Origin of the sequence: Paraburkholderia sp. RL17-381-BIF-C (genome assembly GCF_046026435.1) — a bacterium.
Classification (GTDB): Bacteria; Pseudomonadota; Gammaproteobacteria; order Burkholderiales; family Burkholderiaceae; genus Paraburkholderia.
Window position 1 is genome coordinate 1 of the sequence record NZ_JARESX010000087.1, and the last position, 26,678, is coordinate 26,678.

At 65.1% G+C, this 26,678-nt stretch carries 24 protein-coding genes and 1 riboswitch; of the genes, 12 read left to right on the plus strand and 12 right to left on the minus strand.

Features of this window, described 5'->3' with window-relative positions; all coding sequences use genetic code 11:
• The first annotated feature begins 107 nt into the window (after nt 1-107).
• The 3 genes from P0D70_RS31935 to surE all read left to right on the plus strand — a co-directional run bounded on the left by P0D70_RS31935 (nt 108) and on the right by surE (nt 2,144).
• Nucleotides 108-476: a CidA/LrgA family protein gene (locus P0D70_RS31935; protein WP_408187414.1), complete on the plus strand. Its 369-nt coding sequence runs from the start codon at nt 108-110 to the stop codon at nt 474-476.
• On the plus strand, nt 476-1,216 hold the full coding sequence (locus tag P0D70_RS31940) for an LrgB family protein (protein WP_408187415.1): 741 nt from the start codon (nt 476-478) through the stop codon (nt 1,214-1,216). Before P0D70_RS31935 ends, P0D70_RS31940 begins: the two co-directional genes overlap by 1 nt.
• Nucleotides 1,217-1,364: 148 nt before the next feature.
• On the plus strand, nt 1,365-2,144 hold the full coding sequence (surE, locus tag P0D70_RS31945) for a 5'/3'-nucleotidase SurE (protein ID WP_408187416.1): 780 nt from the start codon (nt 1,365-1,367) through the stop codon (nt 2,142-2,144).
• Nucleotides 2,145-2,207: 63 nt separating this feature from the next.
• On the opposite strand, the gene P0D70_RS31950 is transcribed toward surE, so the two are convergent.
• Entirely contained in the window at nt 2,208-3,191 is a 984-nt protein-coding gene (locus P0D70_RS31950; RefSeq protein WP_408187417.1) for a DUF4148 domain-containing protein, read from the minus strand.
• Between the two features lie 807 nt (nt 3,192-3,998).
• Here P0D70_RS31950 and P0D70_RS31955 point away from each other — a divergent pair.
• Together P0D70_RS31955 and P0D70_RS31960 are read left to right on the plus strand one after the other, a co-directional pair.
• Nucleotides 3,999-6,332 (plus strand): PA14 domain-containing protein, encoded by a 2,334-nt coding sequence (locus tag P0D70_RS31955; RefSeq protein ID WP_408187418.1) that lies wholly within the window; start codon nt 3,999-4,001, stop codon nt 6,330-6,332.
• A gap of 233 nt (nt 6,333-6,565) precedes the next feature.
• A complete protein-coding gene (locus P0D70_RS31960; RefSeq protein WP_408187419.1) occupies nt 6,566-7,147 on the plus strand; it encodes an alpha-ketoglutarate-dependent dioxygenase AlkB family protein in 582 nt (193 codons plus the stop codon).
• Between the two features lie 40 nt (nt 7,148-7,187).
• Here the strand turns inward: P0D70_RS31960 and P0D70_RS31965 are convergent, their stop codons facing one another.
• From P0D70_RS31965 to P0D70_RS31975, 3 genes are all read right to left on the minus strand, one after another.
• Nucleotides 7,188-8,303: an alkene reductase gene (locus tag P0D70_RS31965; protein ID WP_408187420.1), complete on the minus strand. Its 1,116-nt coding sequence runs from the start codon at nt 8,301-8,303 to the stop codon at nt 7,188-7,190.
• 163 nt (nt 8,304-8,466) lie between these two features.
• On the minus strand, nt 8,467-9,186 hold the full coding sequence (locus tag P0D70_RS31970; RefSeq protein ID WP_408187421.1) for a carbonic anhydrase: 720 nt from the start codon (nt 9,184-9,186) through the stop codon (nt 8,467-8,469).
• A gap of 118 nt (nt 9,187-9,304) precedes the next feature.
• Nucleotides 9,305-9,940 (minus strand): carbonic anhydrase, encoded by a 636-nt coding sequence (locus P0D70_RS31975; RefSeq protein ID WP_091808191.1) that lies wholly within the window; start codon nt 9,938-9,940, stop codon nt 9,305-9,307.
• 231 nt (nt 9,941-10,171) lie between these two features.
• Between P0D70_RS31975 and P0D70_RS31980 the strand changes: the two genes are divergently transcribed.
• Nucleotides 10,172-10,342: a hypothetical protein gene (locus tag P0D70_RS31980; protein WP_177205168.1), complete on the plus strand. Its 171-nt coding sequence runs from the start codon at nt 10,172-10,174 to the stop codon at nt 10,340-10,342.
• Nucleotides 10,343-10,391: 49 nt separating this feature from the next.
• Here the strand turns inward: P0D70_RS31980 and P0D70_RS31985 are convergent, their stop codons facing one another.
• The 3 genes from P0D70_RS31985 to P0D70_RS31995 all read right to left on the minus strand — a co-directional run bounded on the left by P0D70_RS31985 (nt 10,392) and on the right by P0D70_RS31995 (nt 12,671).
• Entirely contained in the window at nt 10,392-10,700 is a 309-nt protein-coding gene (locus P0D70_RS31985; protein WP_408187422.1) for a DUF4148 domain-containing protein, read from the minus strand.
• Nucleotides 10,701-10,904: 204 nt separating this feature from the next.
• Complete coding sequence (locus tag P0D70_RS31990; protein ID WP_091808187.1) at nt 10,905-12,056, minus strand: porin; 1,152 nt, start codon at nt 12,054-12,056, stop codon at nt 10,905-10,907.
• Nucleotides 12,057-12,410: 354 nt separating this feature from the next.
• Nucleotides 12,411-12,671 carry a DUF1488 family protein gene (locus tag P0D70_RS31995; protein ID WP_091808185.1) on the minus strand — a complete coding sequence of 87 codons (261 nt, stop codon included), beginning with the start codon at nt 12,669-12,671 and terminating at the stop codon, nt 12,411-12,413.
• Nucleotides 12,672-12,902: 231 nt separating this feature from the next.
• On the opposite strand from P0D70_RS31995, the gene P0D70_RS32000 reads away from it, so the two are divergent.
• Entirely contained in the window at nt 12,903-14,396 is a 1,494-nt protein-coding gene (locus P0D70_RS32000) for an MDR family MFS transporter (protein WP_408187423.1), read from the plus strand.
• Between the two features lie 56 nt (nt 14,397-14,452).
• On the opposite strand, the gene P0D70_RS32005 is transcribed toward P0D70_RS32000, so the two are convergent.
• Nucleotides 14,453-15,385 (minus strand): LysR family transcriptional regulator, encoded by a 933-nt coding sequence (locus P0D70_RS32005; RefSeq protein WP_408187424.1) that lies wholly within the window; start codon nt 15,383-15,385, stop codon nt 14,453-14,455.
• Between the two features lie 135 nt (nt 15,386-15,520).
• On the opposite strand from P0D70_RS32005, the gene metE reads away from it, so the two are divergent.
• Nucleotides 15,521-17,815 carry a 5-methyltetrahydropteroyltriglutamate--homocysteine S-methyltransferase gene (metE, locus tag P0D70_RS32010; RefSeq protein WP_408187425.1) on the plus strand — a complete coding sequence of 765 codons (2,295 nt, stop codon included), beginning with the start codon at nt 15,521-15,523 and terminating at the stop codon, nt 17,813-17,815.
• A gap of 84 nt (nt 17,816-17,899) precedes the next feature.
• Here the strand turns inward: metE and cobM are convergent, their stop codons facing one another.
• From cobM to cbiE, 4 genes are read right to left on the minus strand one after another with little or no spacing between them, the layout of a single operon-like run.
• Nucleotides 17,900-18,625, minus strand: coding sequence for a precorrin-4 C(11)-methyltransferase (cobM, locus tag P0D70_RS32015; RefSeq protein ID WP_408187426.1), 726 nt, complete (start codon nt 18,623-18,625; stop codon nt 17,900-17,902).
• A gap of 58 nt (nt 18,626-18,683) precedes the next feature.
• Nucleotides 18,684-19,409 (minus strand): cobalt-precorrin-6A reductase, encoded by a 726-nt coding sequence (locus P0D70_RS32020; protein ID WP_408187427.1) that lies wholly within the window; start codon nt 19,407-19,409, stop codon nt 18,684-18,686.
• Entirely contained in the window at nt 19,406-20,503 is a 1,098-nt protein-coding gene (locus P0D70_RS32025) for a cobalt-precorrin-5B (C(1))-methyltransferase (RefSeq protein WP_408187428.1), read from the minus strand. The genes P0D70_RS32020 and P0D70_RS32025 overlap by 4 nt, the downstream gene beginning before the upstream one ends.
• A complete protein-coding gene (cbiE, locus tag P0D70_RS32030; RefSeq protein ID WP_408187429.1) occupies nt 20,503-21,747 on the minus strand; it encodes a precorrin-6y C5,15-methyltransferase (decarboxylating) subunit CbiE in 1,245 nt (414 codons plus the stop codon). The genes P0D70_RS32025 and cbiE overlap by 1 nt, the downstream gene beginning before the upstream one ends.
• An 84-nt stretch (nt 21,748-21,831) precedes the next feature.
• Nucleotides 21,832-22,010: riboswitch (cobalamin riboswitch) on the plus strand.
• Between the two features lie 53 nt (nt 22,011-22,063).
• On the opposite strand from cbiE, the gene cobG reads away from it, so the two are divergent.
• Genes cobG through cobJ form a run of 4 tightly spaced genes read left to right on the plus strand, consistent with a single transcriptional unit; the run spans nt 22,064 to nt 26,662 of the window.
• Nucleotides 22,064-23,575 carry a precorrin-3B synthase gene (gene cobG, locus P0D70_RS32035; RefSeq protein ID WP_408187431.1) on the plus strand — a complete coding sequence of 504 codons (1,512 nt, stop codon included), beginning with the start codon at nt 22,064-22,066 and terminating at the stop codon, nt 23,573-23,575.
• A complete protein-coding gene (locus P0D70_RS32040) occupies nt 23,568-24,194 on the plus strand; it encodes a precorrin-8X methylmutase (RefSeq protein WP_408187430.1) in 627 nt (208 codons plus the stop codon). The genes cobG and P0D70_RS32040 overlap by 8 nt, the downstream gene beginning before the upstream one ends.
• Entirely contained in the window at nt 24,195-24,926 is a 732-nt protein-coding gene (locus P0D70_RS32045; RefSeq protein ID WP_091808162.1) for a precorrin-2 C(20)-methyltransferase, read from the plus strand.
• On the plus strand, nt 24,923-26,662 hold the full coding sequence (gene cobJ, locus P0D70_RS32050; RefSeq protein ID WP_408187432.1) for a precorrin-3B C(17)-methyltransferase: 1,740 nt from the start codon (nt 24,923-24,925) through the stop codon (nt 26,660-26,662). The genes P0D70_RS32045 and cobJ overlap by 4 nt, the downstream gene beginning before the upstream one ends.
• The last annotated feature ends 16 nt before the right edge of the window (nt 26,663-26,678 follow it).

Sequence of the window (26,678 nt, forward strand, 5' to 3'; positions counted from 1 at the left end):
AGGCTGAGTTAGCCGGCTGAGTCACGGCATTGAGTCATCGAGCGAGCACAGGGCAAACTGCATGGTACACAATGGCGCATTTTCTGTTTTGCGTCCTGGAGACTGCCATGCTTGGAGCGCTCGCTGTTCTGCTCACCTTCCAGTGCCTCGGCGAAGGTGTTTCGTATGTGTTCCACATACCGGTGCCCGGGCCCGTGATCGGCATGCTGCTGTTATTCGGCTTCCTCATGCTGCGCCCGCAATCCGCCGATGCGATCGAGCCGACCGCGCTCGAATTACTGCGCCATCTGTCCTTACTGTTCGTTCCGGCGGGTGTCGGCATCATGGTGTCCGCGAGCCGGATTCGTGGCGACGCCGTCGCGGTGATCGTCTCCATTGCCGTTAGCACGTCTCTCGCCATTGCCGTGGCTGCACTCGTCACGCGCGCGCTGATGCGCCGCCAGCGCCGCGATCCATCCGTTACGGAGGCCGTGTAATGACCGCCATTCCGAAGCTCGGCGCCATCTGGGTCTATCTCGCCGCGACTCCCTTGCTCGGGCTGACGATCACGCTGATCGCCTACCTCATCGCCCAGGCCATCTATGCGAAGGCGCGCTTCAATCCGCTTGCCAATCCCGTGCTGATCGCGGTGGCGCTGCTGGTCGCGCTGCTCGAAGTGACGCGCACGCCCTACGCGACCTACTTTGAAGGCGCGCAATTCGTCCACTTCCTGCTCGGTCCCGCGACGGTGGCGCTCGCGCTGCCACTCTACCGGCAGTGGCCGAAACTGCGCCGCTCCGCATTGCCGCTGATCGGCGGGCTCGTCGCCGGGTCATTGACGGCCATCGTTTCGGCGGTCGGCGTGGCCGCGCTGTTCGGTGCGTCGCATCAAACGATCGCGTCGCTTGCGCCGAAATCGGCGACCACGCCGATCGCGATGGCGGTCGCTTCCGAGATCGGCGGCATTCCCTCGTTGACGGCCGTGCTCGTCATTTCGACCGGCGTATTCGGCGCCGCGTTCGCGCGCGCCATTCTCAACGCCCTGCGTATCGCGGAACCCGAGGTGCGTGGTTTCGCGCTGGGTATCGCGTCGCATGGCATCGGCACGGCGCGCGCTTTTCAGGTGAGCGAGGAAATGGGCGCGTTCGCCGGCCTGGGCATGGGGCTCAATGGCGTGTTCACCGCGTTCGTGGTGCCGGTGTTGATGCCGCTCGCGGCGCGGTGGGTGATTGGGTGAGTCGCTGAGCGACTGAATGCTGCCTGGCCGGTTAAATGATGCTGAAACCGCCGACTGGCTGCAAGGCTCGCCGGCCGCCTCCTCGCATGCACCTGCCGTTGGCTGGATAATGACGGCTTCCCTCACCGACCGAACGGAGTTTGCTGCGATGTCTGCCTATGAATCCAAAGTGCCGCGCGTGCTGTTGACGAACGACGACGGTATCGACGCGCCCGGCCTCGCCGTACTCGAAGCGGTCGCTGCCGAGCTCGCGCACGAAGTCTGGGTGGTCGCGCCCGAGCACGATCAGAGCGGCACGTCGCATTCGATCAGCCTGCATTCACCGCTGCGGGTGAGCCGCCAGGGCGAGCGGCGTTTCGGCGTGGTGGGCACGCCCGGCGATTGCGTCGTGATGGGCGTCCGCCACCTGATGCGCGACGCGCCGCCCACGCTGATTCTTTCCGGCATCAATCGCGGCGGCAATCTTGGCGTGGAAACGATGTTCTCGGGCACTGTCGGCGCCGCCATGACGGGGCTGCTGCTGGGGTTGCCGTCGTTCGCACTGAGCCAGACCTTCAGCAACCGCGACAACGTGCGCTGGGACACGGCTCGCGCGCTCGCGCCCGGCGTGATCCGCCAGTTGCTCGCTATCGAGCATGCCGCGCCCACCTGCCTGAACATCAACTTCCCCGATGTCGACGCGGCCCACGCCGGCCCACTCACGCCGACCCGCCAGGGCGTCGGGCTCGTCGAAGATATCGACGTGTTGCCGCAAGTCGATCCACGCGGCATGGCCTATCACTGGTTGCGCTTTCAACGGGGCGCACGCGCGAACGACCCCGACAGCGAAACGGCTGCGGTGGCGTCAGGGCGCGTGTCGGTCACGCCGCTCGCCTTCGACCGCACCGACGAGCCCATCTTCGCGCGGCTCGCGGCTTCGTTGAGTTAGCCCTTCAATATATGGCCGATAGTCAGCGGTTCAGCGCATGGCCAATCGTCCGTCTCCCTGGCCTTACGGACGTGGCGCGCCGGTGATGCTCGGCGCGCCACCTGGACCCGCGGGATCGGGATTGCCGAACGCGGGAAGGCTGCCGTTCTCACGGGCACGCTCGATCTCCGCGCGCACCTGTGCACGCGTTTTCGGGCCGCCGTCCGTTTTCAGCACCGCGTTGCCCGCAGACGTGGACTGGACCACCGGCGTTGACAGCACCGTGGTTTGCGCCGTCAGTTCGGCTTGCGGGCGCGCTGGTGCTGTGGGTACCTCCAGCGGCGCTTGCGGCGCGGGTTGGATAGATAGTGCCGGCGCGGCAACGGGCGCGCTGATCAAGCTCGGCGGCGCATTCAGCGCTGCAGCTGGAGTCGACGGTTGGCCGACCGCAGGCGGTCCACCGGTGACCACCGCCCTCGCGTTCGGCGCGCTACGGCTGTCGAGGCCTGCCACCAGTTTGTCCAGCGCCGCCTGACTCCTGACATGATTCGACGCGTAATGGGTTGCTTCGCGGGAGGCAACTCGGATATCGCGCGACCGGCCGTGTCTTATCGATGACGACGACGTTCGTGCCGCCTTCGAAGCAGGTTGCAGCGTCTTCTCGACACGGTCTACCGTCAATGCGTGCTGCGCATTATCTGCACGCGCCTGCACTTCTCTTTGCAGTGCGCGCACCTGAGCATCGTCCTGATGGGCGGAACGAGCCGCGTCCAGTTGCGCTTGCGCGCCGGCAAGATCGTTGCGTTGCAGACTGTCGCGCGCCGCCTGCAGGCTCGTGGCGGTGGTGCCCGTCGCGCTCGTTGCATCGCTGCGAGCGGCAGCGGGTCCGGATATCACGGCGCCACTGATGGTGTCGCCGCGCGTTTGATGAACTGGCGCTTCATTGCGCGCCGTGTCGAATTCGTCCGCCGACAGCCACGGTTTGGCCGCATGCGAGACATATGCCGCGATTGCAACGGCGCTGACGACGAGTCCTGTAAGAACGATCTTCCTGGGTTCGCTATGCATGGGATGCCCCCTTCCAGTCGTGGAGCGTGCGCGGTTGCGAGTTTTGCAAATGCGCCCGAAATCATCAGAGGGTAGCGGCGATCGTGCACGCAGTGCCGCCGCGACGACCGCGAATTCGCGGCCGCAAGGTCCGGCCGAATAAGGCACCTACGAAAGCGCGCGCGAACTGGATGCGTCCATTTTCTATTTATATGCTTCGGACGTCGAATTGTCCGATGGCGCCTATTCTGTTGGCCTAAAAGGACTGGTTGCGCTGCTTTCTTAGGATGATTATTGGAACTGCGAAACGATACAGAATCGTAGCGTTTGCGGCGGGCTAGTGTGAGACCTGCTATATGCGCGACTCCTCTCTCTCCCGGCGTGCCGCGTGTCGCGCCGGCAATCGAACTGCCGACAATCAGCGCGATGCCGAACATCGACCTGGTGCCGATCGTCTCGCCCTACTCCATATAGCCAAACAGGGCCGCCCGTCCGGTGCCCGCGTAGTTGTACGGCGAGCGTGCCGACTGCGCCGCCAGCGTCGATGGAAAACGGATCATGACTGCGTCCTCGTCAAGGATCGACCACGAAGACGACAGCGACCCGATCCGCATATCCAGCCCCCTTCCCGACTTCGCTTAGCGCGATCTTCGCCGCCGAACAATCCGGGGGAAGTACTGATACAGGTCGGCGTCATTAATAATATTATTCATAGCGATTTCTGCAGAGGTAGGCGAAAACGAGGCCAACAACTTCTCTGCTGTTGACCCTATTGAGATTTAATAATAATTATGACCATCAATTAAGCGGGGACATCAGGAGATACAGGTGCGCAATTACCTTGTGCTTGCGGCGCTCGCCATGCTGGGCGCTTGCGGTGGCAACGACGGTCCGCCGAACGCGACGGCCTCGGCGGACAAGCAGGCAACGGCGATCGATGCCACAGCGGCCACAGCGTCCTCAGCCGCGTCAGGCGCTTCCGCGGCCTCGGCCGCGGCGCTGGCCGACACGGCCAACGTAGAAAGCGAATTCAGGGCCGCGAAGGCCATTCCGGTCGGCATGAAGACAACGACCCCGCCGCTCGTGATCGCCGACCCCACGCTCAACCTTCCGCCCTACACGCCGCCGGCGCCGCCCGCGCCGGTTTCGACCACCACGCTCTCGTTCGGCGACTTCACGAACTACCTCGCACCGGGATCGACGCAAGGCTGGGGCCCCGGCGCCAACAACTCCACCATCACCATCCCCGCGCCGCCCACCAACGGCACTGGCGCGGGCGACAAAACAGTGGCGCTCGCCAGCACCTATGCCACCGCGTCTTACGAAGCGGACGTGACGGTCAGCGCGCCGGTCGGCAGCGGCGCCGCGAACGCGGGCTTTATCGTGCGCACCACGAATCCGACAGCCGGCGGTCCCGACAGCCTGACCGGCTACTACATCGGCCTCGACACGGGCACACATTCGTTGGTGGTTGGCCGTCAGAACAACAACTGGACCAACTTCATCGCGTATCCGCTCAGTACGATCGTGGGCGGCAGCACGCACCATCTGAAGGTCACGACGAGCGGCACGGCCATCACCGTCGACCTCGACCAGCAGCGCGTGATCAGCGTGAACGACGCCACCAACGCCCTGCCCGCCGTGTTCCAGTCGGGCAGCTTCGGGCTGCGACGTTTCGGCGTCGGCGCGACGTTCAGCAACATGACGATCCGCACGTACCCGAGCGTGAAGTCGCCGAGCTACGACTTCTCCAAGGTGGTCGGCGCGGTCTACACGCCGTCCAATGCGGTGAACGCAATCGACTTCTGGCAGAACTACGATCCGGAGATCGTCAACCGCGAATTGACGTATGCGCAGACCTACGGCATGAACACGATTGCGGTCTACCTGCACTATCTCGTGTGGGCGAACGATCGTGTGGCGTTCCTGAGCAAGTTCGAGAACCTGCTGAAAATCGCCGCGCGCCATGGCATCAAGGTCTCGCCGATCTTCTACGACGACTGCTGGAACCCCACGCCGCAATACGGCCCGCAACCGGCGCCGGTCTGGGGCGTGCACAACAGCCAATGGGTTCAGTCGCCCGGCACGCCGGTGGAACAGGCGTATTTCCAGCCGACGGCGGCCAACTCCGCCATCACGTACAAGGCGAGTCTGGCGAGCTACATCACCGACTTCGTCGCGCCGCATCGCAATGACCCACGCATCATCTTCTGGGAAACGATGAACGAGCCGGGTTGCAGCGGCAATGGTGCATTGCAGGAAACGCGCGCGGTGCTGATGAACGACGCGCGCATCGCCATCCTGAACGCAGGCGCTACTCAGCCGATCAACGCACCACAGGTCCAGGAGGACGAAGGCACGTACTTCTCCGACTTCTACGCGTTCCATCCGTACGGCAACCCGTACACGGGTCCGGTGAACGGCAGCAATGTCAGCGCCTTGAATTCCGAAACGCTGCAACGGGGCTTTGCTGGCACCACCGGTCAAACCATGCCCGGCATCGTCTCGAACTACGGCGGCAGCACGGGCTTTATCGTGTGGGAGTTGATGATCGGCCGCACCAACACGCGCTTCCACTGGGGCCAGGTGCCGGGCGCGCCCGCCACGGTCGAACCGGCGACGCCCTTCCAGGGAACGATCTATCCGGACGGCCATCCGTGGCAGACCTCGGAGACTCAGGCGTTGACAGGTGGTTTCAACGTGAAGCTGCCGGTGCTGCAGGTCGGCTACTACAACGACCCGACCTTCGCGAGCGCGCCTGTCAAAACCTCGATCACGCCATTGATCGACTTCGACCTGAATACCGAGCGCGGCACCGATTCGCCTGACGCTTCCGCGGGCATCAACGCCACGAACTACGGGGTGCGTTGGACCGGGGCAATCCAGGCGGCGCAGGACGGGCTCTACACATTCTCGATCGACAGCGACAACGTGGCGCGCCTGTGGATCAACGGCGTGAAGATCATCGACAAGAAGACCGCGACGCAATCGACCGTGAGCGGCAAGACCTGGCTCGCCGCGAAGCAGCGCGCGTCGATCAAGGTCGAGTACGTGCACGGCACGGGAGCGGCGAGCATGCATCTGCTGTGGTCGAATCCGGCCGCGAGCAATCCTGGCGCACTGCGGATCGTGCCGTCCGATTCGCTCGTGACGTCGAACTGAAAGAGGCCCTGAGTCAGCCGGCCGGCAGCGGATGAAACACCGCCGGTCGGCCGGTGCAGCGCAGCGGCGTGTCCGGTTGGCGCGCTGAAGACAGCAAAACGGGTGCAGTCCGCCATGTTTTAGCCGGGCGGCCGAGGCAGACCAAAATACTGTATAAAAACACAGTATAATGACTTGCCCTGACCGCCCGTCTCTTCCTGATCGTGCGGTGGTTGCCCGTCAATCCCGGAACCATGGTGTCCCAGCAAGCCCTGTTCGCGCCCGAGCCTGTCTCCCTCGTTCATGACGAGGAAGGCGGAATTCGCTATTTGCCCGAGTCGATTCCCATCGCCACGGCGCAGCAGTGGTTCCACGAGGCACTGGAGAACATCGGCTGGCTCAGCCAGCAGCGCATGATGTACGACCGCGAGGTCGCCGTACCCCGCCTGCTCGCCACCTTCGCGCGCGAAGCCGGTGATCTGCCCGCGCCGCTGGGCGAAGCCTTCGAGGCCGTTCGCGCGCTCGTGGGTGCGCCGTTCAATCGCGTCGGACTCAACCTCTATCGCGACGGCAGCGACAGCGTCGCGCTTCATAGCGACAAGACAGACAAGCTCGTGGCCGCCCAGCCGATCGCCATCGTCTCGCTAGGCGCGAGCCGCCGCATGACGATCCGCCCGAAGGCAGGTTCCGGCCGGATCGTACATATCGAACTGGAGCCCGGCAGTTGCCTCGTCATGAGCTATGCGTCGCAATTCACGCATGAGCATGGCATTCCCAAGCTCGCGGACGTGACCGGCCCGCGCATCAGCCTCGCATTTCGCTGCTTCGCCGGCTAACCGGCGAGGGGCGAGCGCAGGGCGAGCGCGGCTCATCCACTCAGCGTTGCGCCTCCTGCTCGATTGTCGGGTAGTCGATATACCCTTCGGCGCCGCCGCCATACAGCGTGCCTTGATCGGGCTCGTTCAACGGTGCGCCGCTCTTGAGACGGGCCACCAGGTCGGGATTGGAGATGAACGGCCGCCCGAAGGCGATCAGGTCCGCCCGCTTCGCCTTGAGCGTTCGTTGCGCGAGCTCCATGTCGTAGCCGTTGTTGGCCATGAAGAGGCCGTCGAACGCCTCGCGCAGAACCTGCAGATCGAAGCCGCCGGGCACTTCGCGCGAGCCGCCTGTGTCGCCCTCGATCACGTGCAGATACACCAGCTTGCGCGCATTGAGCTGCTGCACGACATGTTTGAAAAGCGGCTCGGGATTGCTGTCGGCAATATCGCCGAAACTGCTAAGCGGTGAAATCCGCACGCCCACCTGCTCGCCGCCCCACACGCCCGTCACCGCATCGGCCACTTCGAGCAGGAAACGCGCTCGATTTGCGATTGAGCCGCCGTATTGGTCGGTACGCCGGTTGGTCTTGTCGCGCAGGAACTGGTCGAGCAGGTAGCCGTTTGCCGCGTGAATCTCCACGCCGTCGAAACCGGCGGCCTTCGCGTTTTGCGCAGCGACCCGATATTGCTCGACGATGCCCGCTATTTCCGACGTTTCGAGCGCACGAGGGGTGACGAGCGGCACGAAGCCTTCGTCGGTATAAGCCTGGCCTTCCGGCTTGATCGCCGAGGGCGCTACCGGCAACGCGTTGCCCGGCTGCAAGGACGGATGCGAAATGCGGCCTACGTGCCACAGTTGCAGGAAGATATGCCCGCCTTTCTCATGCACCGCGTCGGTAATGCGCTTCCATGCCTGCACCTGGGCGTCGTTATAGATGCCGGGCGTGAACACATAGCCTTTGCCTTGCGGCGAAATCTGCGTCGCCTCCGCAATGATCAGCCCCGCCGACGCGCGTTGCGCGTAGTACTCGATGGCGAGTTCGCTCGGCACATCGCCCTCTTTTGCGCGGCTGCGCGTGAGCGGCGCCATCACGATGCGATTGGGCAATTGCAGCGGTCCCAGCTTGACGGGTTCGAACAGGTAACTATCGATACGCGCGGAATCAGTGGACATGGCACTCCCTGGAAGTAGAGGCAAAACATGACAAGGCCGCCCGGCAGTCCTGCCGGGCCTTCGTGTCGGGCTTTAGTGTATTTGGCGCCGGAATTGGCTTGCCAGACGAAGGCTAATCGACGGGCACAAGGAGCAGAGATAGCAAGATGCGGACCGCGGCGCGTCAGACCAGCGCGATCCTGCCTGTTGCCAGATCGTAAATACCGCCGACCACCTTGACCCTCCCGCTCTTCACATACGGCCCGATGAGCGGTTTGGACACAGTCAGCCGGTTGGTGTTCAACCTCACGTTCTCGATCGTGGTTTGCGCAACGAGATCGGCGCCGTGCTCCGCCTGCGCGATCCGCACGGCCGGCCTGATTGCGCGGACCAGTTCCGGAAGGTGGCCGGGCAGTCGGGCGCCCTCCTGAAGCACCTTGACCGTGGCGCCCACCGCGCCACACTGCGTGTGTCCAAGCACCATGATGAGCGGCACGCCGAGGAATTCGACGCCGTACTCGAGGCTCGCGAGAATATCGTCGTTGACGAAGTTGCCCGCTACGCGCACCACGAACAGATCTCCCGGGCCCTGATCGAAAGCCAGCTCCGGCGCGACACGCGAGTCCGCGCATCCGACGATAGCGGCAATCGGATATTGCGCCGAGACACGTGCCGCGCGGCCAGCGGAATAGTCCTTGTTTGAAGAGGTATTCGCGGCGTAGCGGGCGTTGCCCTGCATGAGCCGGTCGAGCGCTTGCGCAGGTGGAATCGAATTCGGTGCATTGCCGACGGCCGGCTGCGCCGCCCTCGCATCGCGTCGCGACAAGCCTGCCAACGTGATCGACGACGCACCGGCCAGCAGCAAGTTCCGCCGCGCAGGAGAAGACAGATGACGCTCGCACATGGCTCGCCTCCTATGTCACGCGCAATACAGCGGCACCATCCGAATGGGTCTGAATCGTGAAAGCCTGGTGGCGCACGGGCAACGTCTCATCGTGCGCCTCACAGGTTCAAACTTCAAGTTACACGGCGTAGATGTCCGGGTTGTCCACCAGCGGCAAAAACTCGCCGGTGCGCCCGTCGAGCGCGAGCATCACACCGCTTTTGATATCGAAGATCCAGCCGTGCAGATTCAGCTTTTTGTTCGCGAGTCCGACGGCCACCGAAGGATGCGTACGAATGTTCGCGAGCTGTGCGATCACGTTGTCTTTGACCAACGCCTCCAGGCACTCCGCATCCGAATGATAGGTGCGCGATGCGTTGATGGCTTTGGCCGCATCCGCGTGACGCAGCCAGCTTGCCACGGCCGGCAGATGGTCCAGATTCGTGCAGGTGGAGATCGCCGTCATCGCGCCGCAATTGGAGTGGCCGCAAATCACGATATCGCGAACGCCCAGCACGGCCACCGCATACTCGACGGTGGCCGAAACGCCGCCCGGCTCCGGACCATAAGACGGCACGATGTTGCCCGCATTGCGGATCACGAAAAGCGATCCGGGCTCTGTCTGCGTGAGCAGTTCCGGTACGACGCGGCTGTCCGAGCACGTCACGAAAAGCACGCTGGGACTTTGCGCCGCCGACAAACGTTTGAACAAGGCGCTCTGCTGCGGAAAGACTTCGCGTTGAAAGCGGATCAAACCCTCGATGATTTCCTGCACGGTGTTCTCCAAGATCGAAGAATAAGCCTGCAGTGCCCTCGACGAGCGACGAAAGCACTGCAGGCGGCCTATTCGCGCGACTATACCGCAGCCGGGTACTGGTCGACCACCCATGCACGAACGGCAACGATGTGCCGCCGCCATCCTGCCGTCATCCGCCTCGCCAGATAAAAAAGCCCCAGCTGTCTCCAGCCGGGGCAAACTCTCTCGCTCGCACACCGGGAACCGTGCGTGCATGACTACTTTACCGGCGCCGCCGAAGCGGATATATACGCCACGCTGGAAGAGTCCTTTCCAACCCTACCCGGCGCGCGCAGCGTTGCGCTCATGCGTCTATCGGCGGGCGGACTCGTGCGCATCGTCACACACCCGCACAACGCATCAGCGCAACGCAGCCCGTGATATCGAACCTCGTTGCGCCTCACCGCACGACTGGATCGAGCCGGTCGCATCAACGGCTGTACATGGCGTTCCAGTCGGTGGCGGATACCGCCGGACGGCCGCTTTGCGACGCACCCGCCACGCTGCCACCGTAACCGCTGTTGCCACCACTTCGCGCGGCGACGCGGGCTTCCGCGGCCTGAATCGCGTCGGGGTAATGGGCTTCGTCGCCGTCGCCGACGTGATAGCCGACCTGTTCGAGCTGAACCAGTTCGGCGCGCACCTGTGCGCGTGTGAGGCCGGAATTCGATTGGGCAAAAACCGCGGCCGAAGCGGCCAGCGAGGCAACGATAACGACGGCCTTGATCAGGGACTTCATGATGAAACTACCTCCGATAATTGATGATGAGCGGCGCTTCGAATCACTCTCCGCGCAAGCGCTGAACTCAATATAGGAGCCGTATCCTCGTAGAATAACGGCCGCCCACCGAAGGGATTGTTGTTGAATCTGGAGAAATCGCCGGCCGCGCGGCACGCGATATCGAGCGATATCACGCGGTACGCGGCCGGACGATCGTCTCGCTCAGAAGCGTGCGCGCAGGCCCACGGTGCCCACGACCTGGTTGCCCGTCGAAGACGCGCCGCCGGCCGTATTGATGAACGCGGTGTAGCCCGTGCCGCTGACGTGCTGGTACATCGCTTCGGCGTACACGTCGGTGCGCGTCGACAGCGCATAGACGGCCTGCAGGTTCACCTGATTCCATTTCGGATCGGAGCCGTAGGTCGACGTGCCGCCCACGTGCGCGTCCGTGTAGGTGTAAGCCGCACCGAGCGTCACCGCCGGGGTGACGGCGTACTTGCCGTTCACTTCGTAGTTGTCGAAGCGCATCGAGCCGTGCGTCGCGCCGAACGACGCCGTGTTCTGGAACTGGCTATGCGTGTAGACGAAGCCGGCCGTCACCGGGCCGAAGCCGTAGCTCAACGCGGCGCCGGCCGTACGCTGCACATCGGCGCCGAGCCGGAAGCCGCCCGTGCCGTTGGCCGTGGACTCGCCGAGATCGACCGCGCCACCCGTGTTGGTGGTCGAGTTCGAACCATTGATCTGCAAGTAGCCCGCGGCAGCCTTGAACGGGCCGTTGGCATAACTCACGCCCGCGCTGTAGGCACGATTGATCGCGAAATCGGTGTTGTTCGAAAACGCGTACAGGCCGCCGAACTTCAGGCCGGCATAGTTGGCGCTCATGTACTTCACGGCATTGCTCATCCGTACCGAGTGGTTCAGATTGTCGTTGTCGAACGGGTGAGCGAAACCGGTATCGCCGAAGGTGCCCGCCGTGCCCGAGAGCGGCGCGACGAAGTCGACCAGCGAGTCGTACTGCCGGCCGAGCGTGACCGCGCCGTACTCCTTGTTGCTCAGGCCGACATACGCCTGACGACCAAACATGCGGCCGTTCTGGCCGAGCTTGCCGTTCTGCACGTTGTAGCCGTTTTCGAGCACGAAGATCGCCTGCAGGCCGCCGCCGAGATCCTCGGCACCGCGCAAGCCAAAGCGGCTGCCGTTGATATTGCCGCTCGTCGCCTGCACCAGCGCACCTTGCGAGCCGCCCTTCTTCACGTTATTGGTGTACATCACGCCGGCGTCGATGAGGCCATACAGCGTGACCGAACTTTGCGCATGCGCGGCGGTGGCGGCGAGGCCTACGAATGCCGCGACTGCGGCGGAAATCTTTTTCACGTCAATGCTCCTGCGTAGCTGGAATGTCATGTTGAACAGCGACGCGAGTATAGAAACGCGAACGGCCAAAACGAACGTTCACGCTCTGGAGCAGACCTTTACGAAATCTCTAAGAATCCGTCATCTAAATGCAGCAATCGGGACGCGCCGCGCCCGGACGGGTGTTTGAACGCTCAAGACGCGCGCAGGTTGGGGTTGCGCGCAATGAAAGGGTTGCAAGGTAACAACAGCCGTGCGCGGCTGGCTGAACCATGGCATGGATGATCAGAGACCAGACGGTTACCGCCAATCTGGCTGGCGAGCCCGGCCTGTGCACCGGACTCGCCGTCAATCAGACACCTGGCCGGCAAGGCCTCAGTTGAAGTCGCCGGTTTCGAGTTCCACGGACTGTCCGCCGTTTTTCTCCAGCACGCGCCGTGTAGCGTTTTCAATCCGCGCGCGATTCGCCTCGAAGGTATTGACGAGGTTGTGGGCCGACGGACCGTCGTTGCCGAAATGGTCGTTCAGCGCATCCAGCGACACGCTGCACCAGACGTCTGCCCCGTCGACATTGGCTTCGAAGGCGACGCGCGCCGCTGCCACCACTTCGCGGCGTCCGGTGAATTCGATCCTCATAATGACCCTCCATGTGTCGAAAGAAACCATCAATCGTGCAAACGCTGTGCCAAGGCGGCGTGGTTTTACCGGGCCGCCAGGCTCAAGCGCACATTCCCGCCAGGGTGCATACTCGACACCTGCCGTCCTCGTGCGGCCGTGCTGAAGCGTCGCGGCGTGTGCCAACCTGTGTGGCCGATTCATGGCCACGCTGCCCGACGTGTCTAACATCCTAATACTAACTTCCGGCCCATGTCCCGCAACCCTCAATCGTCGCGTGCACTCGTCATTGCCGCCGTCATGGCGTCCATGGCGATGGTCGCCATCGAAGCCACCATCGTTTCCACCGCCATGCCGCAGATCGTCGCGCAACTCGGCGATCTGCATCTGTATAGCTGGGTCTTCTCGTCGTTCCTGCTCACGCAGACCGCGATGACCGTGGTGTTCGGCAAACTCGCCGATCTGTACGGCCGCAAGCCGGTCGTACTGACCGGCATCGCGATCTTTCTGATCGGTTCGGTGCTGGCCGGCTTCGCGTGGTCGATGCCGGCCATGATCGCGTTCCGCCTGATTCAGGGCGTCGGCGCGGGGGCGATCCAGCCGGTCACGCTGACCATCGTCGCCGACCTCTATCCCGCGCGCGAACGCGGCAAGGTGCAGGGCTACCTCGCGAGCGTCTGGGCCATTTCGGCGGTGGTGGGTCCGATGGTGGGCGGCTTCATCATCCACAACATGTCGTGGGCATGGATCTTCTGGATGAACGTGCCGATCGGCCTCGCCTCCGCGGCGGGCTTCATCGCGTTCCTGCGCGAATCGGAACGGCATGCGCGCCCGTCGATCGACTTCGGTGGCGCGGCGCTGTTCATGGCGGCGATCGCCGCGCTCATGATGGCGCTGACCTACGCCGGCGACGACATGGTGTCGCGCGCCGCGCTGGCGGGCGGCGTCTTCGTGCTGTGCGTGCTGCTGTTCGTGTGGCAGGAACGCCGCGCAGCCGAGCCGATGATTTCCTTCGCACTGTGGAGCCGCCGGCCGATTGCCGCCTGCAACGGCGCAACCTTGCTGTCCGGCATGATCCTGATGGGCGCCACCACGTTTTTGCCGATGTACGTGCAGGGCGTGCTGCATCGCTCGCCGGTGATCGCCGGCCTCGCACTGACGATGATGATGGTGGGCTGGCCCGCCGGCGCCACGTTCGCGGCGAAGTCGTTTCAGCGCCTCGGCTTGCGGCGCATTCTGATCGGCGGCAGCGCGTCCATTCCGCTCGGCGCGGTATTGCTGCTGTTTCTGTCGCCCGGCGGCTCGCCGCTCGTCGCCGCGTTCGCCTCGCTCATCATGGGCTTCGGCATGGGTACCTCGAGCGTCAGTTCGCTGGTGCTGATTCAGGAGATCGTCAGAATGGAAGAACGCGGCAGCGCCACTGCGTCGAATCTGTTCTCGCGCAATCTCGGCAGTACGTTGGGCGCGACGCTGTTCGGCGCGGTGCTCAACTTCGGATTGAGCCACGCAAAAGGAGTCGCCGTGGTCACGTCGGATCAGTTGAAAGCGCTGCTGCAAAATCAGGCCGCCAGTCTCGGCAACAGCGAGATGATCCGCATGGTGCTGCATCAGTCGCTGCACCTGACCTTTCTCTCGATCTTCGTGATCGGGATCTTCGTGGTCGTGCTGCTCGCATTCGTGCCCGCCATCAGCATCGGGACGGAAAAGAAGGTGCCGCTCGAGGCGTTCTCGCCGCTGGAGGACTGACATGCATGTGCGTTCGGATCGGGCTCATGACACTCCGCTGGACACGGCGGCACCCATCAGCCCGCCTGCCCCTCCACCGTCAGCAACTCGATACCATCGAGTTGCGCCGCACAGGTATCGCGCACGATTCTGACGAAATCATCGAAATAAGGCCGGTTCGCGAAGCCTTTCGCGGCCACCGCGTACAACTCGCTCCACAGCCCCTGCGCGCCGACCCGTTTGGCCAGCACATAATCGTGGTCGACGTAGTTCTTCACGCCCCAGTTCGGCAGCGCCGCGATGCCGCGGCGGCTCGCCACCAGTTGCATGACGGCGATAGTCAGTTCCGCCGTGCGCCGTTCGAGTTTGATGCCGGCCGGCTCCAGCACTTCACGGATCAGGTCGATGCGCGCCTCGGGCACCGGATAGGTAATCAGCGTTTCGTCGCGCAGGTCGTCCGCCACCACGCGACGCTTGTTGCGTAGCCGGTGCTCGTTGGCCATCACCACCAGAATCTCGAAGCGGAACAGCGGCGCGATATGCAGGCTGCGCCGCGTGGCCGGTTTCGAGCCGATCACCACGTCGGCTTTGCCGTCGCTCAGCAGACGCAGCGGGTCCGCATGAAAACCGGCGACGAGATCCACTTCGACTTCCGGCCAACGCCGGCGGAATTCGTCCATCACCGGCATCAGCCAGTCGAAGCAGGTGTGGCATTCCAGCACGATGCGCAACTCGCCGCGCGTGTCGCCCTTCAGGCGCACAAGATCGCGTTCCGCCGCGCTCACCGCCGCGATGGTCTCGCGGCCAAGCGCCAGCAGCCGCTCGCCGGCGGCGGTAAAACGCAGACCCTGCTTGGTGCGCTCGAACAGCGACACCTCGTAATGCGCCTCGATATCGCGAATCTGATGAGACAGCGCGGACTGGCTCAGATGGACACGCTCGGCGGCCGCCACCAGCTTGCCCGAATCGGCAATGGCGATCAGCGAACGCAAGTGGCGAAGCTCAAGCATGGAATGGCTCCGCGTAGAACGAATCAGTGTGGATATGAATTTGGCTCATACATTGGTGAAAACATGTCGCTTGATGAATCATAGCGCGACTTTCACACTGGACGCCAATTCATACAACGCACAACAGGACTTCACATGGCCCGCACGCACATTCCCGGTTTTCCTCGCATCGGCGCACAACGCGAACTGAAATTCGCGCAGGAATCGTTCTGGCGCGGCGAATCCGACGACCAGCATCTGCGCGGCGTCGCGCGCGAATTGCGCGCCCGTCATTGGCAATTGCAGCGGGACGCCGGACTCGATTTCGTCACCGTCGGCGATTTTGCCTACTACGACCAGATGCTCACCATGAGCGCGTTGCTCGGCGCATTGCCGCAGCGCTTCGGCTTCGAGCCGAAGGCGCTGTCGCTCGCCCAGTACTACGAGCTGGCGCGTGGCAACGCCGCGCAACCGGCAATGGAAATGACCAAATGGTTCGATACGAACTACCACTACCTCGTCCCCGAACTCGGGCCGCAGACGCGCTTCGACGGCGGCGTCGAATGGCTGCTCGAGGAGATCGACGAAGCGCTCGCGCTGAATCTGCCGGTCAAGCCGGTGCTGATCGGGCCGATCACTTACCTGTGGCTGTCCAAGAGCCATGTTGCCGGCTTCGACCGTTTGTCGTTGCTGCCGAAGCTCGTGATCCGCTACAGCCGCCTGCTGGACAAGCTCAAGCAGCGCGGTATCGAGTGGGTGCAGATCGACGAGCCGGCGCTGTGCGTCGATCTGCCCGCACAATGGCTCGAAGCGTTTTCCGCCGCGTATGACGTGCTCGGCACGTCGGGCGTGAAGCTGCTGCTCGCCACGTACTTCGAAAGCGCTGCGGAACACGCGCCGCGGGTGGCCGCGCTGCCTATTGGCGGCGTGCATCTGGACCTGGTCCGCGCCCCGCAACAGCTCGACGCGTGGCGTGCGGCATTGCCCGCGCATGCGGTGCTGTCGGCCGGTGTGATCGACGGCCGCAATATCTGGCGCGCGGATCTCGGCGAGATCGTCGAATCGTTGCAAAGCCTGCATGCGGAATTCGGCGAACGCTTGTGGATCGCGCCATCGTGCTCGCTGCTGCATGTGCCGGTTTCGCTCGACGCAGAGAAAAAACTCGACGCCGATCTAAAACCGTGGCTCGCCTTCGCCACCGAAAAACTCGCTGAAGTCGCCACGCTCGCCCTCGCCTTACGCGATCCCGCCGCGGCCGAAGCCACGCTCGCCGCCGCAGACCGCGCGCTCGAAGGACGCCGCCACTCCAGCGCGGTGGTCAACGCACTCGTGCAAAAACGCGTGGCCGCGGTGAGCAGCGCGATGGCGCAACGGCAAAGCCCGTTCGCCGAACGCAACCGCGTGCAGCGCGAAGCGCTCGGCCTGCCGCTCCTGCCGACCACCACGATCGGCTCGTTCCCGCAAACGCCGACGATCCGCCAGGCCCGTGCCGCCTACAAACGCGGCGAACTGCGCGCGCTCGACTATCTGCAACGCATGCGCGCCGAGATCGAGATCGCCGTGCGCAAACAGGAAGAACTGGGCCTCGACGTGCTGGTGCACGGCGAAGCCGAGCGCAACGATATGGTCGAATATTTCGGCGAACAGTTGTGGGGCTATGCGTTCACGGAAAACGGCTGGGTGCAGAGCTACGGCTCTCGCTGCGTAAAGCCGCCGATCATCTACGGCGACGTCTACCGTCCCGAACCGATGACGGTCGAGACCACGCGCTACGCGCAATCACTCACGCAGCGCCTGATGAAAGGCATGCTGACCGGCCCTGTGACGATGCTGCAATGGTCGTTCGTGCGCGACGACCAGCCACGCTCGACCACCGCGCTGCAACTCGCGCTCGCGATCCGCGACGAGGTCGTGGATCTGGAAAAGGCCGGCATTCGCATCATCCAGATCGACGAACCGGCTTTTCGCGAAGGCTTGCCGCTGCGTCGTGCCGACTGGGCCGCTTATCTGGACTGGGCCACGCGTGTGTTCCGCATTTCGGCGGCGGGCGTCGCCGATCAGACGCAGATTCATACGCACATGTGCTATTCGGAGTTCAACGACATTCTGCCCTCGATCGCCGCAATGGACGCCGACGTGATCACCATCGAGACCTCGCGCTCGGCGATGGAACTGCTCGACGGCTTCGGCGCCTTCGCGTATCCGAACGAAATCGGCCCGGGTGTCTACGACATCCACTCGCCGCGCGTGCCGGGTGCGGACGCGATGCAACGTCTGCTGGAACGTGCATGCGAAGTGATTCCGGCCGAGCGCCTGTGGGTCAATCCCGATTGCGGGTTGAAGACGCGCGGCTGGCCGGAAACGGAAGCCGCGCTCGCGAATATGGTGCGGGCCGCCAGGGCGTTGCGCGCGAAGCTCGCGGCGAAGCAGCCGGAAGAATTGCCTGCGTGATGTGATCGGTCGTTGAACTAGCGTCGAACGCCCATTCGCGCGCGGTATCGTGCCGCGCGAATGGGCGCTTCCACGTTTGCCGGTTCAGTCTTTCGCGTACAGCGTCGAGTCCGCGAAGCCTTCGGCGGCGAGCACCTGGCCGACCAGAATCAGCGCGGTCCGCTCGATGGAACTCGACTGCACTTTGCCGACGATATCGTCGAGCGTGCCGGTGATCTTCTCCTCGTCCGGCCAGCTCGCGCGATAGATCACCGCGACCGGACACGCGCCGCCGTAATGCGGCCGCAATTCATCGACGATGCGCGCAAGATGCCGCACGCCGAGATGAATCGCCATCGTCGCGCGGTGCCGCGCAAGGTCAGCGAGCTGTTCGCCTTCCGGCATGCTGGTTTTGTTCGCGAAGCGCGTGAGTATCAGCGTCTGCGAAACATCGGGCAGCGTGAGTTCGCAGCCCAGCGCCGCCGCGCAGGCGGCCGTGGCGGTCACGCCCGGCACGATCTCATAGGGGATATGCAACTCGCGCAGGCGGCGAATCTGTTCGCCGATCGCGCCGTACAGCGATGGATCGCCGGAATGCACGCGCGCCACGTCCTGGCCTTTGGCGTGCGCCGCCGCGAGCAGCGCGACGATCTGATCGAGATCGAGTTCGGCGGTGTTGACGACCTGAGCGGCCGCGTGACCTTCGAGCACCGCGGCCGGCACGAGGGAACCCGCGTACAGGATCACCGGGCAACTGCGCACGAGCCGCTGCCCTTTCACCGTGATCAGTTCCGGGTCGCCCGGACCGGCGCCGATAAAAAACACCGTCATTCATTACTCCATGATTCGTTAGCGCGGCATGGCAGGCATGCGCGATTCAGGCGGAAGCTCAATGCGCCGCTTGCAGCGCTTCGAGCAGGTCGGCTATGCGCTCGAACTCCCGATCCGCCGCCGGCAACTCGGGCCGGCGCAACATCACGACCGGCAGACCCCGCTCACGCGCGACTTCGAGTTTTGCCTCGGTCGCGTTGCCGCCGCTGTTTTTACTCACCACCACGTCGAAGGCTTGCAGGGCGAACAGCGCGCGTTCGCCTTCGAGCGTGAATGGGCCGCGCGCCGCGATGATCCGCGCACGCGCCGTGTCCTCGTGCGAATCGAGGCAACGCACGGTCCAGAACTGCTGCGGGGGAATCTCGTCGAGATGCGCAAGCGGTTCGCGGCCGAGCGAGAAGAACGGCTTCCTGAACGGCGCAAGCGCATCCGCGAGCGCGCCCCAGTCACCGACCATGCGCCAATCGTCGCCGGCTTGCGGCTGCCAGGCCGGACGGCGCAGCGCCCAATACGGCACACGCGCGACGCGGCTCGCCTGTGCCGCATTCGCGCTGATTTGCGCGGCATACGGATGCGTCGCGTCGATCACGAGGCCAATGCCCTCACTGTCGATGTAACGCGCCAGGCCCTCGCTGCCGCCGAAACCGCCCACGCGCACCGAGCACGAGAGATCGCCCGGCACCTTGCCAAGGCCGGCGAGACTGTACACGTGGACGGGATCGTTGAGTTCGCGAGCGATCCGCAATGCGTCGCCGGTGCCGCCGAGCAGCAGAATCCGCTTCATTGCGCGGCTCCGATCAGGTTGCCCTGGCGGTCGATCGCGAACATTTCCACGTGGACCTGCGGCGGCACGATATCGCGCGCCACGGCCAGCGCATGCCGGCAGACGATATCGCCGAGCGGCACCTGCTGCTCACGCGCCAATGCAACCGCCTGCTGGCTCGTATTGGCCGCGCGAATCGCCGCCTGAAGCGCGGCGTCGGCGCCGTGTTCGGCCGCCCACTGCGCGAGCCGTTCAAGATCGATGCTCGAATGACGGCTATGCAGATCGAGATGCCCCGCCGCCAGCTTGCTGAGTTTGCCGAAGCCGCCGCACACGCTCAGACGCTCGACCGGCGCGCGCTTCATATGCTTGAGCACCGCACCGACGAAGTCGCCCATTTCGATCAGCGCGATATCCGGCAGACCGTAGTGCGCGCGCATCGCGTCCTCACTGGCGTTGCCGGTGCAGGCGGCGAGATGCGTGTAGCCGTTGGCGCGCGCGACATCGATGCCCTGATGGATCGACGCGATATACGCCGAGCACGAAAACGGCCGCACGATGCCGGTGGTGCCGAGGATCGACAGACCGCCGAGAATGCCGAGACGCGGGTTCATCGTTTTCAGCGCGAGCGCTTCGCCGCCTTCCACGCCGATCGTCACCTCGAAGCCGCCGCTATAGGCATGCTCCGCCGCGAGTTCGGCCAGATGCTCGGTCATCATTCTGCGCGGCACGGGGTTGATCGCCGGTTCGCCAACCGGCAGCGTCAGTCCCGCACGCGTCACCGTGCCGACGCCCGGCCCCGCGCGAAACGTCACGCCCGGCGTGGCGACGAGGCGCACGCGCGCGAATACGAGCGCACCATGCGTCACGTCGGGATCGTCGCCGGCGTCCTTGATGGTGCCGGCTTCGGCGCCGCCGGCGCCATCGTCGATCAGGCGGCAGAACACCAGCGGCATCGGCACATGCTGGCCCTTGGGCAATACGATCTCCGCGACGTCGCTGGCCACGCCCGCGAGCAGCAGACGCGCCGCCGCCAGCGACGTCGCGGTGGCGCAACTGCCGGTCGTGTAGCCGCTACGCAGCGGCGCGGGTTGTTCGGGCGTTTCTTCGCGCATCAGGGTTCTTGGGGTGAGTCGGGGTTCCTCACAGCACCTCCGGCCGGCTTGGTCACATCCAGCAGCGTGATTGGCAGCGCCTGCCGCCACGTATCGAACCCGCCGAGCGGTTGCGCGTCCGCGAGCGCGATCCGCGTCAACGTGCCGCCGTGCCGCTCGCGCCATGCCGCCAGCGCCGCTTCGCCTTGCAACGTGACCGCGTTGGCGACCAGCCGGCCGCCCTCACGCAGACTGACCCAGCACGCTTCGAGCACACCCGGCACCGTCGCACCGCCGCCGATGAACACCGCATCCGGCGCCGGCAGCCCTTGCAACGCGGCAGGCGCGCGGCCCGCGACGAGTTGCAGGGTTGGCACGCCCAACGCATCGCGATTATGTTCGATGAAGCGCTGACGCTCCGCATGCCCTTCAATTGCGATCGCCCGGCACGTCGGATGCGCGCGCATCCATTCAATGCCGATCGAGCCGCTGCCCGCGCCCACGTCCCACAGCAATTCGCCGGGCGCCGGCGCGAGACGCGCGAGCGTGATCGCGCGCACATCGCGCTTGGTCAACTGGCCGTCGTGGCGAAAAGCGTCGTCGGGCAAACCGCAGGTCAGCGGCAAACGCGGCGCGCCCTCGGTGGCACGGCAGTCGAGTGCGATCAGATTCAGCGCGGCCACCTCGCCCGCCGGCCATTGATCCGCACGGCCGTCGATGCGCCGCTCCAACTCGCCGCCCAGGTGTTCCAGCACGCTCATACGGGTCGCACCGAAACCGCGCGCGTTGAGCAACTCCGCGAGCGCGGCGGGCGTGCGACCGTCCGCGCTCAGCACGAACACGCGCGCGCCATCGTGCAGATGCGCGTTCAACGTCGCCAACGGCCGGCCCACCAGCGACACCGTCGCGACGTCCTGCAACGGCCAGCCGAGGCGCGCAGCGGCCAGCGACAACGATGACGGCGCGGGCAGCACGCGCAACTCTCCTGCCGGCAACTGTCGCGCGAGCGTCGCGCCCACACCGAACAGCATCGGGTCGCCGCTCGCCAGCACGCACACTGCGCCGCCACGCTCAGCCAGCAAAGGCGCGAGATCGAACGGACGCGGCCACGCGGCACGGCGCGCGGCGAGCCGCGCGGGCAGCATCGCCAGATGACGTTCGCCGCCGTACACCACCGACGCTTCCAGCAAAGCACGCCGCGCGGGCCTTCCCAAACCGGCGAAACCGTCGTCGCCTATGCCCACCACCGTCAGCCACGCCGGCATGCACCCATCCTCATTCTGTGTCTTCAAATAGTCCGCTGTACCGCGCCGATCAAAGCGCCCAGCCTCGTTGTGCTGTTCGAAAAAAGGCATAATACAGCCGCCGGTGCCCTTCGGGGCCGAAGAGGGAACACAGTGCCACTGTGGCTGCCCCCGCAACTGTATGCAGCGAGTCCGCCTGCGCTCCACGCCACTGGTTCGACCGGGAAGGCAGCGGCGGACCATGACCTGCCAGCCAGGAGACCTGCCGGCGAGACTGTTCGTGCCAGCCAACATCGGGCGGGGTGTACCGATGCCGCAGCGATGCCCGCTTCACGGCATGCTCGGGCCGTCGCGCGACGCTAAACCGGTGTCCGTCTTGAATCATGCTTCGCCTTCCACCATTGTCTCCGACGCGGCCGCGACGCCGCGGCCCTCGGCGTGTCCGGGGCTGCTGCGCATCGTGGCCGCCCGCGACGGCGGGCTTTGCCGCATCAAACTGCCTGGCGGCGAGTTGAGCGCGGCGCAGGCGCGCGCGATCGCGGATGCCTGCGCACGCTACGCTGCCGGGGCAATCGAGCTGACCAATCGGGCAAATCTGCAGGTGCGTGGGGTCAAGCCGGGTGACGAAGCGGCGTTGATTGCGGCGCTCGTGGCTGCCGGGCTCGGGCCGAGGCCGTCGAGCGGCGCGGCGAAGGCACCGGACACACCAGCGGCAATCGCCGCCGACGACGTGCGCAACGTGATGATCAGCCCCGCTGCCGGACGCGATCCGTCAGCCCTGTTCGACACGCGCCCGCTGTGCGCCGATCTGCTTTCGATGCTGCAAAGCGAAACCCGTTTCGCGGCGCTGTCGCCGAAATTCGCGCTGCTGCTGGACGGCGGTGAACGGCTCGCGAGAGTGGATCATCCGCACGATGTCTGGCTGGCGGCGTCGCAGGAGTCTGACGGCGTGCGATTCGTATTCGGGCTGGCGGGTTGTCCGCCCGCGAGTGCGTGCGCGGGCTCGCCAACGCAGCACGACGATACCGGTTCGCCGGATCTTGCTGCAAAACCCGGTGCGCACAGCACGGCTGCACTGGCCGCGGTTCTGCCTTCACAGGTCCCCGCTCTGGTGCGCGCGCTGCTGCTCACCTTCCTCGAGCTCGCCCCCGCCGACGCCACGCGCATGCGTCACCTGCTAGCCGGCCATTGCGCCGACGCGCTCTTGCATCACGCTCAACGGTACGTCCATTTTCCGCTGACGCGAGACGCGTCGCTGGCCCACTGGCGTCGAGCCGCGCCCGCCGATGCGAGCCTGCGCCTCGGCGTCCACCCTCAACGGAGGCCCGGGGCCTCGCACGTAGGCGGCCAGCCAACGCTCGGACGCCTCGACGCCGGCACCTTGCGCGCCCTCGCCGCGCTGTCCCAGCAGCACGGTAACGGCACACTGCGTTTCACCCCCTGGCAAAGCGTGCTGCTGCCCGACATCGCAACGCACGCGGTTCCCGCTGTGCTATCCGGCTTGACCACGCTCGGCCTCGCCACCGATCCCGCGCAAGCCATCACGCGCCTGATTGCCTGCGCCGGATCGAGCGGCTGTGCGAAGAGCCTCGCCGACACCAAGGCCGACGCGCTGCGCCTCGCCGCCCGCCTGCCTGACGGCGTCGACGTGCATCTGAGCGGCTGTTCCCGCTCGTGCGCCGCCGCGCATTGCGCGCCATATACGCTGCTAGCGGCGGCGCCCGGCCTCTACGACCTTTATCGACGCGACGGACGGCCCGGTTTCGGCCAGTGCGTCGCGCGCCAACTGACGATCGACCAGGCCGCCGACATGTTCGAACGCCTGGCCCGGAGTAACACCGATGCTTGATTACATTCGCGACGGTCAGGAGATCTACCGCCAATCCTTCGCGACGATCCGCGCGGAGGCCGACTTGTCGCGCATTCCCGCCGACCTCGAAAAACTCGCGGTGCGTGTGATCCACGCGTGCGGCATGGTCGATGTGATCGACGATCTGGAGTTTTCCGCAGGCGCGGGCACGGCGGGCCGTGCGGCGCTCGCGCAAGGCGCGCCGATCCTGTGCGATGCCGGCATGGTCGCGCAAGGCATCACGCGCGCGCGGCTGCCGGCGAACAACGAAGTCATCTGCACGCTCACGCACTCGGACGTGCCGTCGCTCGCACGCGAACTCGGCAATACCCGCTCCGCGGCCGCGCTCGAATTGTGGCGGCCGCATCTGGCGGGTAGCGTCGTCGTGATCGGCAATGCGCCGACCGCGCTGTTTCATCTGCTCGATATGCTCGACGCGGGCGCGCCCCGGCCTGCCGTGATCCTCGGCTTCCCGGTGGGCTTTGTCGGCGCGGCCGAATCGAAAGCCATGCTCGCGGAAAACAGTCGCGGTGTGCCCTATGTGATCGTGCACGGCCGTCGCGGCGGCAGCGCCATGGCGGCGGCCGCCGTGAACGCGCTGGCAACGGAGGTCGAATAAATGACCGTGCAAGGACGTTTGTTCGGACTTGGCGTCGGCCCCGGCGACCCGGAACTCATCACGCTGAAAGCACTGCGTTTGCTGAAGGCGGCGCCGGTGGTCGCGTACTTCGTCGCGAAGGGGAAGAAAGGCAACGCGTTCAGCATTATCGAAGCGCATTTACACGACGCGCAGCAGCATCTGCCGCTGGTTTATCCCGTCACCACGGAAGCGCTCGAACCGCCGCTTTCCTACGAAGCGATCATCGCCGATTTCTACGACACCGCCGCCGAAATCGTCGCCGCGCATCTCGACGCGGGTCGTGACGTCGCCGTGATCTGCGAAGGCGATCCGTTCTTCTACGGCTCGTACATGTATTTGCACGACCGGCTCGCGGCGCGCTACGAGAGCGAAGTCGTGCCCGGCGTGTGCTCGATGCTCGGCGGCGCGGCGGTGCTCGGTTCGCCGCTCGTGTACCGCAATCAGAGTTTGTCGGTGCTCTCGGGCGTGCTGCCCGAAGACGAGTTGCGCCGGCGTCTGGCCGATGCCGACGCCGCCGTCGTGATGAAACTCGGCCGCAACTTCGACAAGGTGCGGCGCGTGCTGGGCGAACTCGGCCTCGCGGACCGCGCGCTCTACGTCGAACGCGCGACGATGGGCAATCAACGCATCGTTGCGCTCGCCGACGTGGATCCGATGGCGTCGCCGTATTTTTCGCTGCTCGTGGTGCCGGGGGAAAAATGGCAAGGATGAACGCGCCCGCGATCGTGATTCTCGGCGCGGGCGCGTTGGCGACAGCGCGACGCATTCAGGCGCTGTATGCGGATAGCCGGGTGCACGGCTTGCGCGGACGTGTCGAGGCGGACGTGGCTTACAGCGAACTCGGCGCGCATTTGCGGGAACTGTATGCGCGCGGCACGCCGATCGTCGCGTTGTGCGCGGCGGGTATCGTGATTCGCTGCGTCGCGCCGTTGTTGGCGAACAAGGGCGTCGAGCCGCCGGTGCTGGCCGTTGCCGAAGACGGCAGCGCGGTCGTCCCGCTGCTCGGCGGTCTCGCCGGCGTCAACGTGATGGCGCGCGAGATGGCCGCGATGTTGGCCGTGCCGCCTGCCATCACGACGAGCGGCGAATTGCGTTTTGGCACCTGCGTGCTCAATCCGCCTGATGGCTATACGCTCGCCGACGTCGGGCAAGGCAAACGCTTCGTGTCGGATCTGCTGGCTGGCGAAAGCACGCGTATCGAAGGCGACGCGCCGTGGCTCGATGACGCGCAACTGCCCCGCTCCGACTCGGCGCGCCTCGCGATTCGCGTGACGCCGCGTGCGTGGGACGGGCGCGAGGATGAGTTGGTGATTCATCCGCGAAGTGTGGTCGCGGCGGTCATGGGTGCGGGTGCGGACGCGGGTGCGGGTGCGGATGCCAGTGCCAGTGCCGGGATTGTGGCCCGCGTGCAGGAGGCACTCGATACGCACGGTCTCGCGCCGCTGTCCCTCGCGGCGTTACTAGCCTCGTCTGAGTGCATGGGCGATCCGGCGCTGGCCGAGGCCGCGGCGAACCTGAATGTGCCGTTGCGCTTCGCGCTGACGCGTCCCGAAGATGGCGAACCGCCGGGCAACCTGCTGCATGCCGCGCTGCGCATTCCCTACGAAACGCTGCACAACGATTCGACGGCAGGCGTGGCGCTTGCGTTGGCGCCGCTCGCCATCGATCCGGACACGATCGGCCGCGTGCGTGGCCGCCTGACCGTGATCGGCCTCGGCCCCGGCAGCGCCGACCTGATGGTGCCCGCCGCGCGCACGGCGCTCAATGAAGCCACCGATATCCTCGGCTACGACACCTACGTGAAAATGGCCGGCCCGTTGCGCGCCGACCAACGCGTGCATGGCACGGACAACCGAGAGGAACTGCAGCGCGCGCGACATGCCTTCGAGTTGGCGAGCGAAGGACGCGCAGTGGTGATGGTGTCCTCGGGCGACCCCGGCGTATTCGCGATGGCCGCGGCGGTGCTAGAAGTGTTAGAGGCCTCGCAGAACACGGACTGGGCGGCGGTCGAGCTATCGATCGTGCCGGGCGTATCGGCGGCGATGGCAACGGCGGCACAAGCCGGTGCGCCGTTGGGCCACGACTTCTGCATGCTGTCGCTGTCCGACAACCTGAAGCCCTGGGCGATCATCGAAAAGCGCCTTAGGCACGCGGCCGAAGCGGACCTGGTGATGGCGTTCTACAACCCGATCTCGCGCGCACGGCCCTGGCAACTGGATAAAGCGCTGGACATCGTGCGGGAATATCGGGGTGCGCAAACGCATGTAGTGCTCGGCCGGGACATTGGTCGGCCTGGTAGCACGCTGAGGACGATCACGCTGGGCGAACTGCGTTCGTCTGATGTGGATATGCGCACGATGGTAATCGTGGGGTCGTCCACGACACGCAGGTTCGGCAACGCGGACGAAGGCGGCGAGTGGGTTTATACGCCGCGCTGGTATGAGTGAACGTGTGCGCTATGAG